The organism is Mariprofundus sp. NF, assembly GCF_013387455.1.
Classification (GTDB): domain Bacteria; phylum Pseudomonadota; class Zetaproteobacteria; order Mariprofundales; family Mariprofundaceae; genus Mariprofundus.
Genome location: NZ_VWNC01000006.1, coordinates 140,782 through 158,870, shown reverse-complemented (window position 1 = coordinate 158,870; position 18,089 = coordinate 140,782). Strand labels below are relative to the sequence as shown.

Below are 18,089 nucleotides of genomic sequence, written 5' to 3'. Positions count from 1 at the left end.
CCGCCCATGATATATACAAGCACGGGCACTCTCTGTTCAGTGGCATGCATGTTATAAGCAGTGAAGAGAGTCTGTGATCTGAAAGGGCCTGATGACCGGGGTGTGGACGATCTGCATTCAGACTGACGAAGAAAAGCCGTTATTTAATAGGGTTGCTATAAAACACTGAAAAGTGCAAATTCAACCTTGCATATCAGATATTTATACGCATGCCGATGAGTATTAAAGCTGTATCGGTGTATCCCTGATCGATGCGAGGACGTCTATGCAGGATGAAATGAAGAGCAAGGATCAGCTCATCGAGGAACTCAGACAGCTGCGTGCTGAGGTTGCTGCATCGACCACTTCTAATAGCAAACAGGCATTGCGTGACTCGCAGGTCTTTCTCCCCCTGATACTGAATAATGCCCATGATGCGGTTATTGCTGTGCAACAGGATCAATCTGTCCAGATGTTCAACAAGGGGGCGGAGAGGCTTTTCGGTTACAGGGCTGAGGAGGTGCTCGGCAAGCATTTGAATCTATTGATTCCTGAATGTTTCCACAAAGTTCATCATCAGCATGTTCATCAATTTATAGATGAGAAAGATGCTATGCGTCCTATGCATGGCTACCGGGAGATTCAGGCCCGGCGTAAAGACGGCGTCATTTTTTTTGCTGAGGCCACTATTTTCAAGCTCAGTGGTGATGGTCAGATGGTGCTGGCAGTCATGCTGCGTGATGTAACCGAGCGCAAGCGTTTGGAAACGTGCTGGAAACGCTACTCTTTTATCGTCAATAGCTCGCATGATTTTATGGACCTGATTGATCGGGATTATGTCTACCTGACTGTAAACGATGCTTTTCTGAAGGCACAGGCTATGAGCCGGGAAAATGTGATTGGTAAGAGCGTGACAGATATCTGGGGAGAGGAGGTCTTTAACACGGAGATCAAACCGATATTAGACCGATGCTTTTCCGGCCGGGTGACAAAACATGAGTTTAATTTTGAATCACCCACCGCTGGTCTGCAGCATTATGAGGCAAGCTTTTATCCCTACTTTGATGAGGATGGAGAGGTAGAGTTTGCCGCAGTTGTGACACGTGATGTAACCGATCGAAAAAAACATGAAAGCAAAGCCAATACGCTACTTCAGGCTGTAGAACAGGCCGGTGAAGCTGTAATGATCACAGATCTGAATGCAGTTATCGAATATGTGAATCCGGCCTTCAGCGAAATTACAGGTTATCAAGCGGAAGAGGTGATTGGCAAGACACCGGCGATTCTTAAAAGCAGTGCTCAGGACCCGGCCTTTTACACCGAGCTCTGGCAGACGATTTCTGCTGGCGAGGTCTGGCACGGAACACTGACTGACCGGCGTAAGGATGGTACTTTTTATCCGGGCATGATGTCGGTTGCGCCACTGCGCAATGATGCAGGTGAAATCACACACTATGTTTCAACACAGCAGGATATGACTGAGTATAAGCGATTGGAGGATCAATTCCTTCAGGCGCAAAAGATGGAAGCCATCGGTACGCTTGTAGGTGGCATAGCGCATGATTTCAATAATATGCTGGCGGCTATTCAGGGTAATATATATCTCTCCAAGCTGGCGTTGGAGAATCAGCCGGAGGTTCGCGAAAAGCTGGATACTATCGAGCGGCTGAGCACACGTGCAGCCGATATGGTCAAACAACTTCTTACCTTTGCACGTAAAGATAGAATCAGGATGGCTCCGTTTTCTCTCAATGCATTTATGAAAGAGGGGTTCAAACTGGCTAAAAATGCCATTCCCGAAAACATTGAACATATCTGTAACACATGTCAGGAAGATCTGGTTGTCAGCGGCGATACCACCCAGCTGCAACAGGTGTTAATGAATCTGTTAATTAATGCATCTCATGCTGTTAGCGGTACGGCTCAACCTCAGATCAGCTGCAGCCTCGCTCATTATGTGGCAACTGATGCATTTATCGATGCTCATCCGGATCTGCATGGTCTGCACTTTGCCCGGCTGACTGTCCAGGATAATGGCTGTGGTATTACAAAGGATCATCTGGATAAAGTTTTTGAACCATTCTTTACGACCAAGGGTGTTGGTGAAGGTACCGGTCTGGGGTTGGCGATGGTTTATGGTGCCATGCAATCGCATGAAGGCGTCATTGAAATAGAGAGCGAAGTAGGTGTGGGCACTGCTTTTCATGTTTATCTGCCACTGAAGGAGAAAGGCGAGAGCCCGGAGCCGGAAACAAACAGTGTTATCGAAGGCCAGCAAGAGACCATTCTTCTCGCGGATGATGAGGCGGATCTGCGCAGTACAACGGCTGAGGTTTTAAGCAGTCTGGGTTATCAGGTGCTGGAGGCCGGTGATGGCGAGCAAGCATTGGAGATATTTAAAACCCATCAGGAAACCATTGACCTGATTCTCACCGATATCGTTATGCCTAAGATGGGCGGCGTTGATCTGGCCAGGTCGATTCGGCAACTTGATCTCGAGGTGCCCATCATTTTTGCCACGGGTTATGACAGGGAGCATGTGCTCACTGCAGAGGATCAGATTGATAATAGCGAGATTATCGGCAAGCCCTTTTCGTTTGAAGAGCTCAGCCAACTGATCCGAAATAAGTTGATCTCCCCTGATTGATCGTCGACACACCTTCATTTTTTGAGCCACAGTCGATAGCTTCGATGCGTGGAACATCAGGAGATGAAAACATTCAGACACTCAACCAACTATATCTTTGCCAATACTGCAGAAAACGTGCTTCTGCATGAGTAAAGCCGACTTTGGATTAGATGCGTGGTTTGAGGCGCATGCTGAAGAGCTGTGCGGTTCAGCGTGTGAACTGGCGCGGGTGATTGCTGTGGATCGTGAGCGCTTTGATGTGCATGACGGTGAGTCTGAGCTGTTTGCTGTGCTTACACGCAAGTTTGTGCAGGCCACCGAATCTCCTGCCGATTTTCCGGTTGTCGGGGACTGGGTCTGCCTTGAACATCATGAGAGTGATGCTTTCACCAGCATCACGACTGTCCTGCCAAGAAAGACACTGCTTCGTCGCAAGATGGCTGGCACCGAGATTGAGTTCCAGATGTTGGCGTCCAATATTGATACCGCCTTTATCGCCCAGTCTTGCCATCTCGATTTTAATATCCGTCGTCTTGAACGTTATCTGGTGATGGTTAATCAGGATAACATTGAACCGGTACTGCTGCTGACCAAAACCGATCTGATCACACCTGATGAGCTGGAGCAGGTGATTGCCAAAATTCGCAAGGCGGGCATTGATCATACCATTATCAAGCTGAGTAATGTCACAGGTGAGGGGATTGATCTGGTGCGTGAACGCCTGCTTGCCAGAAAAACTTGCTGCCTGCTTGGCTCCTCTGGCGCAGGCAAAACCTCGCTGATGAATCACATCGCCAGCACCAGTTTCAAAACCAAATCGGTGAGTGTTTCAGGAGCAGGCAGGCACACCACCGTTCGCCGCAGGCTGATGATGCTTGATAACGGGGCGATGCTGATCGATATGCCGGGTGTGCGGGAGCTGGGCGTGATGAGCGGGCGAGAGGGCATCGATGAGCGCTTCTCCGATATCCTGGCACTTGGTGAAACCTGTCGCTTCAATGATTGCGGCCATAGCAATGAACCCGGTTGTGCCATCAACGAGGCCATTGCCAGCAATGAGCTGGATCAGGATCACTACAAGAACTACCTGAAAATCAAACAGGAGTCAGAAGCCTACGAGAAGGCTCACGCCGAGAAACTCAAAAAGGGCAGGGGCTCCAGACGACCTTCTCCCTCCAAAGCAAAACATAAGAAAAGGTATTAACTCCTTCCCCTTATTATATGCACACCTGATCTGGTCGGATTATCAATGGTAATGATACAATAGTAGACCTGACCCCGAGAGTTCCGCAGATGGGTGTTTTCCATTCACTGTTGCAGGTCGATCAGGCGGCTAGGGGGCGAATGTCCTGCTCGATTTCGTTGCCGTGGGCGGCTTTGGCTTTTTTCAGGTCGTAGGCGGTTTGCAGGTTGATCCAGAACTCTGGCGTTGTATCAAAGAAGCGAGCCAGCCTTAGTGCTGTGTCTGTGCTGATGCCGCGCTTTTCACGTACTACATCGTTGATGCGTGGCGCCGGAATGCTCAGGCGAATAGCCAATGCATTGGCAGACATGCTCAGTGGTACGAGATACTCTTCACGTAGAATCTCACCCGGATGAATAGCTCTCATTCCATTACTTGTCATGGTTGTACCTCCTAGTGGTAATCCACAATTTCAACTTCAAATACATCTCCGCCTTCAAAGCTGAAGCAGAGTCGCCACTTCTGATTGATGCGAATACTCCATTGGTGACTTCGATCTCCGCTAAGTTTCTCCAGTCGGTTTCCCGGCGGGGAACGAAGATCAATCACATCAGTTGCTGCATCAAGCATTTGCAGTTTGCGTTCAGCCTGATTTCGAAACGCCAGGAACCTGCGAGGGCATCTCCCTTCAAATAGAGATTGCGTCTCCTTGCTGGCAAATGAGCGAATCATAACGGCATAATAGCACGGCTTGCATTTAACGCAAATCGTTAAACTAAATGCGTTACCTTTGCTTGTTGAGTATTGCTGTCTCTGAACTGATTGGTTTAAAAAACCAGAAATTAGAAAATCAGGATCCTTTTTTGTCTTTGAGAAAATAGGTTTGCATTGAACCCTGGCCTTTGACCGCTATCGGGGCACGACTGTCGAAAATGAAGTTATCATCGTGAGCCTTGAAAGTGTTACGAGCGGGCCGCGCGGCAATACTCTACATCAGCCAATCAGGGCGCAGAATCATGACTGCTCCAAGCAGCAGCATGACTATCCCGCTCAGGAGTTTGAGCCAGCGCCCGGTGTTCTCCGTTAGCTTTCGACTGCTCAATGCGATAACGGCAACTGTGACCATCAGTGAATCATCCGCCACATAACCGATAATATACAGCCCCAGGTAGGCATAATAGGAGGCTGGGCTGAGCCCCTGCTGGGTAAGAACGGCGGTATAAACAGCCGGAATGCCTGCCGTACAGAGAAGTTCAATGAAGTTCACCAACACTGCCAGCGTAGCGACTCCGGCCAGCGATGGTAACAGCGAGTTGGCTCCCAGAATTAAACGCATACGTGCGTATAGATCAGGTTTTAGTGAATCCGAGATGGAGAGCGAAAACCCTTTTCCTGGCCTTATAAAGTCACTGATGTTGACTGCAGCGATGGCTAGCGCCGCACTACCCAGTATCCAGCGCAAAATTGTTGAAAAACCCACCAGCAGAAACAGATTGAGCCAGGCGGCCATGAATGCGTAGTAAACAGCACCGCTGATCAGCACGAAGGTTCCGGCAATCAGCGCCATTCGTTTGCGATTATGCAGGTGCACCAGTAGCGAAAGCAGAAACAGCAGTACCCACATAGCGCAGGGGTTAAAGCCGTCCAGTAACCCCAGAGTCAGGGTGAACAGCGGCAAGCCGAGGTTCGAAACAGTGAGCGTTCCAAAAGCGCCTGTCTCAACTGCTTGCGGGGGTCTCAAATGACCGTCAATCAGGGCTGCCAATTCGGAGCCGGTGCGCTCCGCGCTGGCGAAACCAACCAGCATCCTGCCGTCGAAGACGAAAGTAGGCACACCGGGTGGCCCGAGGCCAGCGTTTTGAAAGTGTCGCATCAGATCGTCGCGGGCGGCTTCATCATGATCCACTGGACGAAATTCAATCCGCAGTTCCGGCCGCTCTCTGGAAAATTCCGAGAGGAATTTCTTGGCTTCGCTACAGTGCGGGCAACCATCGCGCACGAAAACTTCCAGCACGGCTTGATTGGAAACCGGTTGCGTAGCTCCGATGTCTGCAGCCAATGGCATGGGCAACAACAGCAGTGCAGCCAACGCAAGCCACTGCAGAGGGGGGGCATAATATGCCCATCGCCACCTGTTGATATTAAAACGACAGTTTACAGGTGTCCGTGCGAGATTCCGCATCAATGAGACTGTTTTCATCTGCTCCGGCTGGTAATGGCTTCTGTTTTATTCTCCATGCATTACCTCCTCTGTGCAGCTATGCTCCCTATACGACCGGGTATAATAATGCATCTGAAACATGTAACTGACGTCTCTTAAATGTATTATAGACTATCCCCTGCAGGGGTGCCGAATGAAAAGAGATCGGGGGCAGGTCTACCATTGTATCATTTGGCGCTGAGTCGCAGAGGTTAAACGTTACGTGAAATATGTGGCTGTTGCCCTTTTAAGGGGTAGAAAATCAGGGCGCTTTTTTTGCTTTGAGGAAATAGGTTTGCATTGAACCCTGGCCTTTGACCTCTATCGGGGCGCGTTTATCGAAAATGAAGTTCTCTTTGATGCGCTGGTAGGTGGCATCGGAGATCTGAATGTGGCCGGGCAGGCTGTTGGACTCCATGCGGCTGGCAACAATTACGGCATCACCCCACAGATCATAACTGAATTTGTGTTTGCCGATCACCGCTGCAACCACGGGGCCGGTGTGGATGCCGATGCGGATACTTAAATTGCCACCATCTTCAGCATTCATCTGATGAATGACCTGCTGCATCTCCAGTGCCATGTCGGCGACCGCGTTGACATGGTCAGGGCAGGGGGTGGGCATGCCACCGACCAGCATATAGGCATCACCGATGGTTTTGATCTTTTCCAGTCCGTGTGACTCGGTTAACAGATCGAAGGCGAGGAAGATGGCATTGAGCTTCTCCACCAGTTGTTCCGGAGAGATATTGGCTGAGAGTTCAGAGAAGTTGACGATATCCGCGAAGAGAACGGTGACATCATCGAACCGGTCGGCAATAGAGCTTTCACCGTTTTTCAACCGCTCAGCAATAGATTTGGGCAGGATATTGAGCAGTAACTTCTCTGTTTTTTCCTGCTCAAGTTTCAGGGTTCTGTTATGGGCCTGCTCGCGTGCGCGCAGCCAGCTGCGCTCCAGAGATGCGTTGATCTTGGTGGTTAAAATAATCTGATTGAACGGCTTCTGCAGATAATCCTCAGCACCCATCTCCAGACATTTTACAACGCTGTCGATCTCATCCAGCGCAGAGATCATCATCACAGGGGTATGCTTTAATCGCTCATCCTGTTTCAGCCTCTCCAGCACCTGATAACCATCGAGTTCGGGCATAATGATATCCAGCAGAACCAGGTCATAATCGTGATCGCGCAGCAGATTCAGGGCTTGCTGTCCATTTTCAGCAACATCAACAGAGAAGCCCTGCTTGATCAGACGCCTGGAGAGAAAATCGCGATTGCTCTCCTTATCATCAACCACCAGCAGTGATGCCTCTTGCCGCTGTTCACTGCTGTTGCGCATACCGGCTATCACTTCACTCATCAGGTTCATCAGGTTGCGCTCTACTGAATCAGCTGCTGCAATAGCTGTCGGATTCAGGCTATTGGATACCGGTTCAACGGGAGTTGTCAGGGACATTTCGCCGAGATAATCGAGCTCTTTAATACGTTTTAACAGGGTCTGCGACAGATCCAGTACATGCTCTAACAGCTCACAGGCTTCTGTATCACCTTCAGCTTCAAGATCTTCCTGAATCATTTCGCTATAGGCGGTGACGGCAATCAGCGGGGTGGAGAGATCATGTTTGATGATGGCATTGATGCTATGAATCTCTGCAGCTGACCTGCCTGGGGCACTTTTGCTGAGGCTCTGTTTGATCAGATTGGCGAGCTGCTTGGTAGCGACCACTATTTTATCCAGATCCTCTGCAAACGGACTGTAGTTCGGGTTTAATCGCAACCCTTTGATGTGCTTGCTGATGGTCACCGTAGGCACAAGTAGCTGCTGCCCGGCATCGAGCAGGTCGCTATCGCTGGCCCGTTTCAGGCGTTCGGGTTGCTGATCAGGCATGTAACAGCCTCTCGATTTTGTCGAACAGATCTTTGGCGCGAAAAGGTTTCATCTGATAGTCGTCACAGCCTGCCGCCAGCGCTTTTTCTCTGTCATTTTCCGAGGAGTAGGCGGTGAGTGCAATAAGCGGGATAGCTCTGGTTACTGTGGAAGCTTTAATCTCCCGGGCTGCACTCCACCCATCTTTAATAGGAAGGTTCATGTCCATCAAAATAAGATCGGGTTGTTCACTCTCTGCAAGCTGCACAGCCCGGTCGCCATCTCCGGCAATCACAAATTCAAAACCACGGCGTTGCAGATGCCTTGAAAGTATATCGCGGTTCAATTCATTATCTTCTACAAGTAAAATCTTTGCCATCGGCATCCCATCTGTTCGTGATGAGGACAGCTTACGTGAACTGAAGTTGAAGTCTAAACCTTTTCCAGTGCGATCAGAGGTTAGCGTTGCTCAGGATTATGGGGGTTACTTCTTTTTACGTCTTTTTGGCCTCTTTTTATTCAGCCATGCATCGTGTTCATTGACCAGTGATTTCAGGTCAACAGCCTCAGGTGAGAGGGCAAGAGTGGCAGCATAATCCTCTTTGCCCACGTTGAGGGTTTCGATCGATTTGTTGAGGAAGGTTTGAATCTCTTCAAGCAGCTCCTTCTCCTCATTGCTGCAGTAGGAGATAGCGATACCCTTGTTCATGCCGCGTCCTGTACGACCCACGCGATGCACGTAGTTCTCCACCTTTTCAGGTAGATCGTAGTTGATCACATGCGTGACATCGGCGATATCGATGCCGCGCGCGCTTACATCGGTAGCAACGAGAATGTGACACTCTCCATCACGGAACTGCCGCATTGCCTCTGTACGCTCTTTTTGATCTTTATCGCCATGGATGTTTATCGCATCAATGCCAACGCGGCCCATGGCCTTCACAACGCGCTCAGCGCGCACTTTGGTGCGCACGAAGACAATGATTTTACTCTCAGGGTTCTCATTGATAAAACGCTCAAGGAAAAAGCGTTTATCATCCTGATCAACAAACATCACAGCGTGCGAAATATTTTTGGAGACCTTGTCTTGCGGGGAGACCTGAATACGGATCGCTTCACTCTTCACCTGTGAGTAGGCGAGTTTCCTGATCTCATCGTTAATGGTGGCTGAGAAGAAGAGGGTCTGATGGTGGCGGGGCAACATTTTTTTGACGTATTTGATATCTTCAATGAAACCGAGATCAAGCATGTGATCGGCTTCATCCAGCACTAGCGTGTTGACGATATTCAGGTTGATCACCTTCTGATTGATCAGATCGAACATGCGACCGGGTGTAGTAACCAGAATATCAATACCATCCTGCAGTTTGACGATCTGGCGCTCCTGCTCAACACCGCCAAACAGGGCAAAGGTTTTCACCTTGGTGTGGGCGGAGAGCTTGTCGAAAACCTGACCGATCTGCATGGTCAGCTCGCGCGTAGGCGCCATCACCACGCAGCTGATGCCACGGGTGCGTTTACTGGTTTTAGCACGGTGAATCTTATCAATTACGGGAATCGCAAATGCGGCAGTTTTGCCAGTACCTGTCTGGGCAATGGCCAGCACATCTTCACCATTCTGAATCGAGGGGATAGCTTTATACTGGATATCCGTAGGGCGAATGAAGCCGAGTTTCTTCAGGTTCTTTTTGATATCCTGGGAGATGTAATATTGATCAAACTTCATGTTGCCTCGGTTACTGCAGTGAATGCGAATAGATTGGCCGAAGGTTCAGGGATTTATAGCATCAAAGCAACGGTTGCTGAACGATTGTGCTTTGAACCTTTAGAGAATTGCGTTTTTCAGGTAGGAAGAGCTGCTTAAAACCGCTATTCTGCTGCTAACGGAGAAGCTATGGACCGATTTTTAGAGGCGGCAATTGAAGAGGCAGAAAAGGGGCTGGCTGAGGGTGGTATCCCTATCGGTTCGGTGCTGGTCATTGATGGGGAGATCGTCGGGCGTGGCCATAACCGGCGCGTACAGCAGGGCAGTGCCACACTGCATGCCGAGATCGACTGTCTGGAGAATGCCGGGCGCATCAAAGCAGCCGATTATCGGCGTGCCACGCTCTACTCGACACTCTCACCGTGTGATATGTGCAGTGGTGCAGTTCTTCTCTATGGAATTAACAAGGTCGTAGTGGGTGAGAACCGCACATTTACCGGCCCTGAGGAGTATCTGCGCTCTCGTGGCGTGCAATTAACCATCGTAGATGACCAGCGTTGTGTTGAGCTGATGCAGCAGTTTATCGAGAATTCGCCTGAGCTGTGGAACGAAGATATTGGTGAGTAACAGGCTGGATGGAGAGCGGCTGCCAAAATAGATGTGCTGCTCTTGCTAATGTTGTGATGAAATAAAAACTGAAACAGTGGGGGGATAGTGATGAAGTTAGATAGTATGCAGATGCCTGATAGCAGCGGATATTTTGGCGAGTATGGCGGCCAGATTATTCCTCCGCCACTGATTGAGATTATGAATCAGATCAATGATGCCTACGATGAGGTATCCCAAAGTGAATCGTTTCAGCAGGAGCTGCAGCAGCTTAATGCCGATTATGTTGGTCGCCCCAGCCCGGTCTATTTTGCCAAACGGCTGAGTGACAGCGTCGGTGGGGCACGCATCTTTCTTAAACGTGAAGATCTCAATCACACAGGTGCGCATAAAATCAACCACTGTATCGGTGAAGCGCTGCTGGCCAAATATATGGGTAAAACCAAGGTGCTGGCAGAGACCGGGGCCGGGCAGCATGGCGTGGCACTGGCCACCGCCTGTGCACTGGTGGGCATCGACTGTGAAATCCATATGGGTGAGATCGATATTGAGAAAGAGCATCCCAATGTCACCAAGATGAAGATTCTCGGCTGCAAGCTGGTGCCGGTAAGTCGTGGCACACGTACACTCAAAGATGCAGTGGATAGTGCTTTTGAGGAGTATATCAAGGATCCGGTCAACTTCTTTTATGCCATCGGTTCCGTTGTTGGCCCGCATCCGTTCCCCAAGATAGTGCGCGATTTCCAGAGTATTGTCGGCAGAGAGGCCAGAGCGCAGTTTCTCGCCAAAGAGGGGGAATTGCCGGGCACACTGATCGCCTGTGTGGGAGGTGGCTCCAATGCCATGGGGCTGTTTACCGCCTTTCTGGAAGATGAATCTGTGAAGATGATCGGTGTGGAGCCAGCTGGACGTGGACTGGATACTGCTGATCATGCCGCCACACTGACATTGGGCAGTAAAGGGGCCTTGCACGGCTTTGAATGTTATAATCTGCAGGATGAGGAGGGTAATCCGCTACCGGTCTACTCCATCGCTTCAGGCCTTGATTACCCCGGTGTCGGTCCGCAGCACTGTCACCTCAAAGATATCAAACGCGTCAGTTATGAATCGATTGATGATAAGGAGTGTCTGGATGCCTTTATGCAGCTCTCCAGACTGGAGGGTATTATCCCGGCATTGGAGAGTGCGCATGCGGTGGCGTATGCGATGAAGATAGCCAAAGAGATGTCGGCTGATGAGACCATTCTGGTCAATCTCTCCGGTCGTGGTGATAAAGATGCCGATTTTGTGGCTAACTATCTCTCACTTTGAAGGTATGAGGAATCAGGCGGTATGGTTTATACGGTTCGACTTGCAGTTTCCGATGATGTTGAGGCTATTGCTGAGTTAGGGGCGATCACCTTTGCCAAAGCCTATGGCGAAATCGTGCTGGTCAGTGATATGGAGAGCTATCTGGCCGAATGCTTTGACCCCGAGAGGTTAAAGCAGGAGATCAGCTCTAAAGCTGCCAGCTATTTTGTGGCTGAATCTGATGAGGGTGTTGTCGGTTACGCCAAGCTGGCAGAGACCCAGAGGCCTGCACAATTTGCGGATGAGAAGCTGATTGAGCTGATTCGGCTCTATGTCAGGCCCGGTTTTTACGGCAGGGGTATTGGCAGTCATCTATTACAAGCGGTAAAACAGCATGCCGTGAATTCGGGCTACTCGGGTTTATGGTTGCGTGTCTGGGAGAAGAATAGTGGTGCCATCCGTATGTATGAGCGAGATGGATTCAAACAACTAAGCAGTGAGCCCTATTTCATCGGCATCACTGCTAATCCCGTGGTTCTAATGGTTAAGAAGCTGAGCTGAGTTGTTTATCCCTGATTTAGAGCAAGCGCTGCGAAGGTGGCGATGCCTGAAGCCATGGAGGATTCATCAATATCGAAGTTGGGGTGGTGCAGCGGGTAGCGGGTTTCCGGCCCACCGCCGGTGCCTAGCCTGAACAGGCAACCGGGAATATCACGCATAAACTCTGCAAAATCCTCGCCACCCATAGAGGCTTCCGGTAGTTCGATAATCTCAATCTCCGGCGAAGAATTTCGAATAATTTCACGGGCTTGAGCAATTAACTTCAGGTCATTGGTCAATACAGGTGTGGCCTGTTTGAGCGTAAACTGGGCAGTAGCTCCCCAGGCCTCTGAAGTCTGGCGGATGATGCGATCCATCATGGCGCGAATCTCTTCATGTGCTTCCGGATGCAGACTGCGAATAGTGCCTGAGAAGTGAACCTTGTCCGGGATCACATTGCCTGCATAACCACTGTTAATCTGACCGATGGTGAGCACGGCCGGGTGCAGCGGATTAACTTTGCGACTGACAATATGGTGTAGTGACTGGATGACATGGCTGGCAATCAGGATGACATCAATGCACTCATGCGGGCGTGCGGCATGGCCACCACGGCCGACAATCTCGACATCGAACATATCCGCCGCCGCACACATAGGACCCTCTCTCAGGCCGATGGATCCTGCTGGTAGGTAGGGGAATACATGCATGGCATAGATCTGTTCCGGTGTGAAATGCTCAAACAGGTGCTCTCGCAACATCGCTGCTGCACCTTCGCAGGTCTCCTCGGCAGGCTGGAAGATAAAAGCGATATTATAGTTCAGGTCTGCTTTTAGATTACTGATCACCTGTGCCGCACCAAGCAGGACGGCACTGTGAACATCGTGACCGCAGGTGTGGGAGACACCCTCAATACGTGAGGCGTAGGGCAGCTGTTTTCTATCCTGAATGGGCAGGCCGTCCATATCCGCACGGAAGGCGAGCCACGGTTTAAGCGGATCAATGATCAGTGTGGCTAATAGCCCGAAACCACCAATCTTTTCAGATACCTCCAGTCCCATATTCCGGCACTTTTCAGCAATCAGAGCGGCTGTCTTCTCTTCACTTCCCGAGAGTTCAGGGTGTTCGTGAAGATAGCGGCGGGTGCGTATCACTTCAGCCATCACACTGCTCACCTCAGCAGCCAGTTGTTGATTATCTACATGCATCATCTACTCCAGCCGTCCAGCTCCCGCATGGCACGTATCATGGCGGAAAAATCATCCGTTGTATTGAACAGTTCACGCTGTGATTCAGCACCGCCGCCATTATTGCGCCAGTGGCCGATCTGACTCTTCACCAGATCAAGTTCACTTGCCGCGATGCCCTGATCAGCGAGTTGATCAAGGCGTCTCTCCAGCCAATCCAGCATCGGTACCAGCTCTTCAGTAAATGGGTCGATGATGGTGGCACGCATGCCGTAACGGCAGGCGCGCCAGCGGTTTTCGCGAATCAGTGAGGGGTGAACCTTGGGTCTAACAAAATCCTGAGCAGCAGCCATCGCTTCTGCACGCACATAGGCAACATAGGCGGCTGAGTCAGCAAAACGGGCAGGCATATCCCCGATACGTACCTCAAGGGTGCCAAAGTCGGGATGCGGGCGCATCTCCCACCAGATATCACGCACCGATTTGATGCTGCCAGTGGCAGTCAGGCGTTCTGTACAGTGTTCAAAGTCTTTCCAGTCACTGAAATAGAAGGGCATACCACCCTGACTCAAACCCTCGAAAATTTTGATGCGGCTGGCCGCCAAACCGGTTGCTTCACCGTGCCAGAAGGGGGAGTTGGCCGAGATAGCGAGAAACACCGGCATAATCGGTAGCAGATGATTCATCGCTTTGATGCAGGCATCACCATCGGGCATACCGACATGCACATGAATGCCGCAGATATTAAAGCGGCGAGCTACCCACTGCAGTCGTTTGAGCAATTTATAATAACGCGGATCATCGCTGACCACCTGTTCCCGCCAGTGGGAGATCGGGTGTGTGCCGGAGGAGAGCAGGGCGGCGTTATGATTCTCCAGTATAGCCTCAACCTCGGCATAGAGATCGGCCAGTTGGCTCATGGCATCAGCAGTGCTAAACTGGATATCGGTATTGGTTTCAACAATCGAGGTGAAAAGTTCGGGTTTGATGCGGGGGGTATCACCGACAACAGAGAAGACCTGTGGTGCAGCCGGAATCTGCAGGCCGGTGTCACCGTCTACGCACATCCACTCCATCTCCACCCCCAGCGTGCCGAAGCGGGAGTTGTTAAACGGAATCTCTGAAGCGGGATTGCCCATGAATGCTAGTATAGTCCATAAACGGCATGCGATGAAAGTTTAAAGGTAATTGTTCACTGCAATCATTGAAAATACAGTTAGACACAGATGAACACAGATGAACACAGATAGACACAGATAGACACAGATAGACACAGATAGACACAGATAGACACAGATAAGCACGGATGCTCTAGGGCTCATCTCTTTCGCAGGGTGCCTTCTCTGACGCAAACGGCATTCACCTTGCCGCAATTCACCGTGTGGACACAGATATAGTGTAAATTCTTAAGGTTACGGCCATTACTCCTGTCTGTTTATATCTGTGGCTAAACATGAATAGTTGCGTTTAAAGTGGGCTTTGATTCATTCAGCGTTTTCACGCAGTCCATAAATCACTCTCTCCTGAGAGATATGTTGTGATGTTTGGGGCCTTTGGTACATTGCGGCTGGTTTGCAAATAGCGGAGTTTCTGAACATCACTCCGACCATCAGGGATAATCCATTTATGTGGTTTAAAAATATACACTTTTACCAATTCGAAGCGCCATTCAAGATGAGTGCAGAGCAGCTGCATGAGGCGCTGTTGACGCGTAAGGCGCGTCGCTGTGGTCATATGGAGATGGACACTCAGGGCTGGACCTCGCCGCTGGGGCAGGGCAGTGAGACACTGGTGTTTCAGAGTGGAGCTAATCTGATGCTCTGTCTGCGTCGTGAGGATAAGGTGTTACCTGCTTCGCTGGTACGTGAACAGGTGGAGGAGCAGGCACTGGCGATTGAGGCAGAAGCCGGGCGCCCCGTTGGCCGTAAAGAGCGCCGTGATCTTAAGGATCTTGTACTGCAGCAGCTGATGCCCAAAGCGATGGTGCGCTCATCTCAGACCTTTGCCTGCATTCTGCCTGAATCGGGTTGGTTGATCGTTAATGCAGCCAGTGCCAAGAAGAGTGAGGAGCTGATTGAGACACTGAGAAAAACACTGGGTACCCTTAATGTTGTGCTGCCCTCCACCGGCGAATCACCAGAGGGCGCGATGACCCGCTGGCTGCTCAATGATGAGAGTCTGCCGCACGGATTTACGCTGGAGGATGCCTGTGAGATGCAGGCGGCAACAGAGACAGCCGGTGTGATCCGCTGCAACAAGGTGGATATTGCCCGTGATGAGGTGCGTGCCCATGTCGCATCGGGCTATCGGGTGCGTCGTCTGGCACTGAACTGGCAGGAGCGCTTGAGCTTTATGCTCTATGAGGATCTCTCTGTACGCCGTATGCGTTTTGATTCAGCCGTGCTTGATGATGCCGATGGTGGCGATGATGAGGCCAGTCGCTTTGATGCAGATTTCACGATTATGACTTCGGAACTTAGCGAATTTATTCCGGTTTTGTTGGCTGCACTCAACACAAAAGAGTAGAGTTTTTGCAATGGCAACGTACGCGGTAGGCGACATACAGGGATGTTATAAGCAGCTTAGGAAGTTACTGAAAATGGTGGGTTTTGATCCTGCTAAGGACAGACTCTGGTGCGCGGGCGATATGGTCAATCGAGGACCTGATTCTCTTGAGACACTGCGTTACCTGAAAAGTCTTGGTGATGCGGCTATCTGTGTATTGGGCAATCATGATCTGCATCTGCTTGAGCTTGCTGCCGGTGGTGAGCCCTATCGCCGTGATACGCTAAAACAGGTTATTGAAGCCCCTGATTGTGGTGAATTGATCGACTGGCTGCGCAGTCAGCCTCTTTTGCATCACAATAAAAAACTCGGTTGGTGCATGGTACATGCCGGTCTGCATCCGGACTGGACACTGAAAAAAGCGAAGAAACGTGCGGCAGCTATCGAGCTTGAACTACAGGGTCCCGGTTGGCGTGAGTTCAGTCGGCAGCTGCACCATGTGAAGTTCCCGATCAAAGAGCCTGCCAAGCATGATCCGACACGGCTGCTGTTTGCAGCCGCAGTGTTGACCCGTACCCGTTACTGTAGTCGTGACGGGTATTTCAACTGGGATGTACGAACAGGAGAGAGCAGTAATAAGAAAGACAAGCCGTGGTATAGTCATGCTGGTCTGGCCTGGGCTGGCGATTGCAGTGTGGTCTATGGCCACTGGGCGGCGAAAGGATTGGTAAAAAATCAGCCACATGTGCTGGGCCTTGATACCGGCTGTGTCTGGGGTGAAAAGCTTACCTTAGCCAGATTGAGAAAGGGTGGCAGAATGGAGATTGTGGCTCAGGTTGGTTGAGAAGGTATAATCCTGTTTAATCTTTATCACGTTTCTGTTTTTTATAGTGAAACTGCTCATCGGCCATAATGCGCAGGCAGCCTTTGCCACCTTTCTTGGCCTGATAGAGGGCATCATCAGCCTGTTTCATCAACTTCTCTGCATCCACCGTTTCACCCGATTGTGTGCAGATGCCAATCGATACACTGGCTTTGACTTCAGGATGGTTGACCAGATGTAATTTGGAGACCTTCTCCAGTATGCGCATGCCGATCACTTCAAGCCCTTCACCTTCAATGGCATCATCGGTAGGCACGAGAATCACAAACTCATCGCCGCCATAACGGGCGCAGATATCGTAATCACGGATGCTGCTCTCGATGCACTGAGCGATATGTTTGAGCACCTCATCACCAACGCCGTGGCCATAGGTGTCATTGATATGTTTGAAATCATCCAGATCGATAAAACCACAGGAGAGGGTGCCGTGACGAGTACGCTTGGTGCGATTGACCTCATGACTGAGCTGCATATCGAATTTACGGCGGTTGAATACACCGGTCAGCGCATCAAAGATGGCCATCTCTTCAAGCTTCTGCAGGTGATTGAGTGTTTTGAAGGTCATATTAAGATGAGTGGAAGCCATCTCCAATGAGGTTTTCTGCTCTTTGCTCAATTCACCCTGAATATCAAACAGCAGGGCACCTGCCAGCTTTGCATCCTGCCAGACCGGGATAATGACATTGTATTCGGCGTCCAGTTCAGAGCAGTTCAGCCGAACAGGGGAATCAATTTTTTTGTAACGTTCATCTTTGTTTAAGGTGCTGCAGGCTTTGCGGATATTGTTGCATGCCGAAAAATCACATGATGGATCGCCGCATGCCGGTTTTTTATCGCCAATGGCACCAATAAATTCCAGAGCGCCATCCTCATTGCCAAACATCACCGCCACACCTTTGGCGGCTTGAATGTGCCCGTGCAGTCCTTCAAATGATTTGGTTGTGATGGTGTGAAGGTGTGGATCATTCTCCAGCAGCAGGGTGACCTCCAGCATGCTATCGAGCAGCGAGAGGCGGGTATTCTGAATCTGGATGGTATGTTCATCATGAATCTGATGGTTGGCCAGTTCAAAGAGCAGCTTGGCAGATTTGGCTGAGATCAGTTCGATCTCCAGAGGCTCGCTGAAGACATCAAGCTTTTCGTACAGTTTATGGTCACCGGTAACATCAATCACGATGCCCTCTCTGAATGAGTCCAGTGTGGCATCAGTATCTGTAGAGGTTTTAATGCCAAGCTCTCTGGCCAGTTCAAAGCCGGGAGCTTCTTCAGAGACATCAACAATGGCAGTAATATTGACGCCTTTATAGGAGTGCAGTACCTCCAGCATGGCAATGCCGCCAATACCGGCACCGAAGATGAGAATATCGGTTTTTTTTGCGTTATGAGACACGCTTGCCAGCCTTTCAGCTAACTTCTGAACCTCATCTGCACTTCTAAGCTGAGTCACGGAATACCTCCATGTTTTCCACTCCTTTAATATGAGTCATGCAAGAGGAGGGAGCATTGAAAAATAGC

Annotated in this window: 16 protein-coding genes; 7 read left to right on the top strand and 9 right to left on the bottom strand. The window is 50.3% G+C overall.

What is annotated here, in order from left to right:
* Positions 1 to 277: 277 nt before the first annotated feature.
* Together F3F96_RS09795 and rsgA are read left to right on the top strand one after the other, a co-directional pair.
* On the top strand, positions 278 to 2,626 hold the full coding sequence (locus F3F96_RS09795) for a PAS domain S-box protein (RefSeq protein ID WP_176963071.1): 2,349 nt from the start codon (positions 278 to 280) through the stop codon (positions 2,624 to 2,626).
* Positions 2,627 to 2,753: 127 nt separating this feature from the next.
* Positions 2,754 to 3,812 carry a ribosome small subunit-dependent GTPase A gene (gene rsgA, locus F3F96_RS09790; RefSeq protein WP_176963070.1) on the top strand — a complete coding sequence of 353 codons (1,059 nt, stop codon included), beginning with the start codon at positions 2,754 to 2,756 and terminating at the stop codon, positions 3,810 to 3,812.
* A gap of 121 nt (positions 3,813 to 3,933) precedes the next feature.
* On the opposite strand, the gene F3F96_RS09785 is transcribed toward rsgA, so the two are convergent.
* The 6 genes from F3F96_RS09785 to F3F96_RS09760 all read right to left on the bottom strand — a co-directional run bounded on the left by F3F96_RS09785 (position 3,934) and on the right by F3F96_RS09760 (position 9,584).
* Positions 3,934 to 4,233, bottom strand: coding sequence for a HigA family addiction module antitoxin (locus tag F3F96_RS09785; protein ID WP_176963069.1), 300 nt, complete (start codon positions 4,231 to 4,233; stop codon positions 3,934 to 3,936).
* 11 nt (positions 4,234 to 4,244) lie between these two features.
* Positions 4,245 to 4,523: a type II toxin-antitoxin system RelE/ParE family toxin gene (locus F3F96_RS09780; RefSeq protein ID WP_176963068.1), complete on the bottom strand. Its 279-nt coding sequence runs from the start codon at positions 4,521 to 4,523 to the stop codon at positions 4,245 to 4,247.
* Positions 4,524 to 4,779: 256 nt separating this feature from the next.
* The gene (locus F3F96_RS09775) at positions 4,780 to 5,880 is read right to left on the bottom strand and encodes a glutaredoxin domain-containing protein (RefSeq protein WP_206675315.1); all 1,101 of its coding nucleotides are present in this window, start codon (positions 5,878 to 5,880) and stop codon (positions 4,780 to 4,782) included.
* A gap of 373 nt (positions 5,881 to 6,253) precedes the next feature.
* A complete protein-coding gene (locus F3F96_RS09770; protein ID WP_206675314.1) occupies positions 6,254 to 7,879 on the bottom strand; it encodes an adenylate/guanylate cyclase domain-containing protein in 1,626 nt (541 codons plus the stop codon).
* A complete protein-coding gene (locus F3F96_RS09765) occupies positions 7,872 to 8,237 on the bottom strand; it encodes a response regulator (protein ID WP_176963067.1) in 366 nt (121 codons plus the stop codon). Before F3F96_RS09765 ends, F3F96_RS09770 begins: the two co-directional genes overlap by 8 nt.
* Before the next feature lie 105 nt (positions 8,238 to 8,342).
* On the bottom strand, positions 8,343 to 9,584 hold the full coding sequence (locus F3F96_RS09760) for a DEAD/DEAH box helicase (RefSeq protein ID WP_176963066.1): 1,242 nt from the start codon (positions 9,582 to 9,584) through the stop codon (positions 8,343 to 8,345).
* A gap of 168 nt (positions 9,585 to 9,752) precedes the next feature.
* Here F3F96_RS09760 and F3F96_RS09755 point away from each other — a divergent pair, with 168 nt between their 5' ends.
* The 3 genes from F3F96_RS09755 (at position 9,753) to F3F96_RS09745 (ending at position 12,020) form a co-directional block, all read left to right on the top strand.
* Positions 9,753 to 10,190 carry a nucleoside deaminase gene (locus tag F3F96_RS09755; RefSeq protein ID WP_176963065.1) on the top strand — a complete coding sequence of 146 codons (438 nt, stop codon included), beginning with the start codon at positions 9,753 to 9,755 and terminating at the stop codon, positions 10,188 to 10,190.
* A 90-nt stretch (positions 10,191 to 10,280) separates the two neighbouring features.
* Positions 10,281 to 11,480, top strand: a complete 1,200-nt coding sequence (gene trpB, locus F3F96_RS09750) for a tryptophan synthase subunit beta (protein WP_206675313.1) — start codon at positions 10,281 to 10,283, stop codon at positions 11,478 to 11,480.
* A gap of 21 nt (positions 11,481 to 11,501) precedes the next feature.
* Positions 11,502 to 12,020, top strand: a complete 519-nt coding sequence (locus tag F3F96_RS09745; RefSeq protein ID WP_176963064.1) for a GNAT family N-acetyltransferase — start codon at positions 11,502 to 11,504, stop codon at positions 12,018 to 12,020.
* A gap of 5 nt (positions 12,021 to 12,025) precedes the next feature.
* On the opposite strand, the gene F3F96_RS09740 is transcribed toward F3F96_RS09745, so the two are convergent.
* Both F3F96_RS09740 and F3F96_RS09735 read right to left on the bottom strand, forming a co-directional pair.
* Positions 12,026 to 13,207, bottom strand: coding sequence for a M20 family metallopeptidase (locus tag F3F96_RS09740; RefSeq protein ID WP_241697772.1), 1,182 nt, complete (start codon positions 13,205 to 13,207; stop codon positions 12,026 to 12,028).
* Positions 13,207 to 14,325 carry a YbdK family carboxylate-amine ligase gene (locus tag F3F96_RS09735; protein WP_176963062.1) on the bottom strand — a complete coding sequence of 373 codons (1,119 nt, stop codon included), beginning with the start codon at positions 14,323 to 14,325 and terminating at the stop codon, positions 13,207 to 13,209. Before F3F96_RS09735 ends, F3F96_RS09740 begins: the two co-directional genes overlap by 1 nt.
* 487 nt (positions 14,326 to 14,812) lie before the next feature.
* Between F3F96_RS09735 and F3F96_RS09730 the strand changes: the two genes are divergently transcribed.
* Positions 14,813 to 15,712 (top strand): recombination-associated protein RdgC, encoded by a 900-nt coding sequence (locus F3F96_RS09730; RefSeq protein ID WP_176963061.1) that lies wholly within the window; start codon positions 14,813 to 14,815, stop codon positions 15,710 to 15,712.
* A 10-nt stretch (positions 15,713 to 15,722) separates the two neighbouring features.
* A complete protein-coding gene (locus F3F96_RS09725; protein WP_176963060.1) occupies positions 15,723 to 16,535 on the top strand; it encodes a symmetrical bis(5'-nucleosyl)-tetraphosphatase in 813 nt (270 codons plus the stop codon).
* A 16-nt stretch (positions 16,536 to 16,551) separates the two neighbouring features.
* Here F3F96_RS09725 and F3F96_RS12725 read toward each other — a convergent pair whose 3' ends face one another.
* Positions 16,552 to 18,021 (bottom strand): GGDEF domain-containing protein, encoded by a 1,470-nt coding sequence (locus F3F96_RS12725; protein WP_176963059.1) that lies wholly within the window; start codon positions 18,019 to 18,021, stop codon positions 16,552 to 16,554.
* Between the last annotated feature and the right edge of the window lie 68 nt (positions 18,022 to 18,089).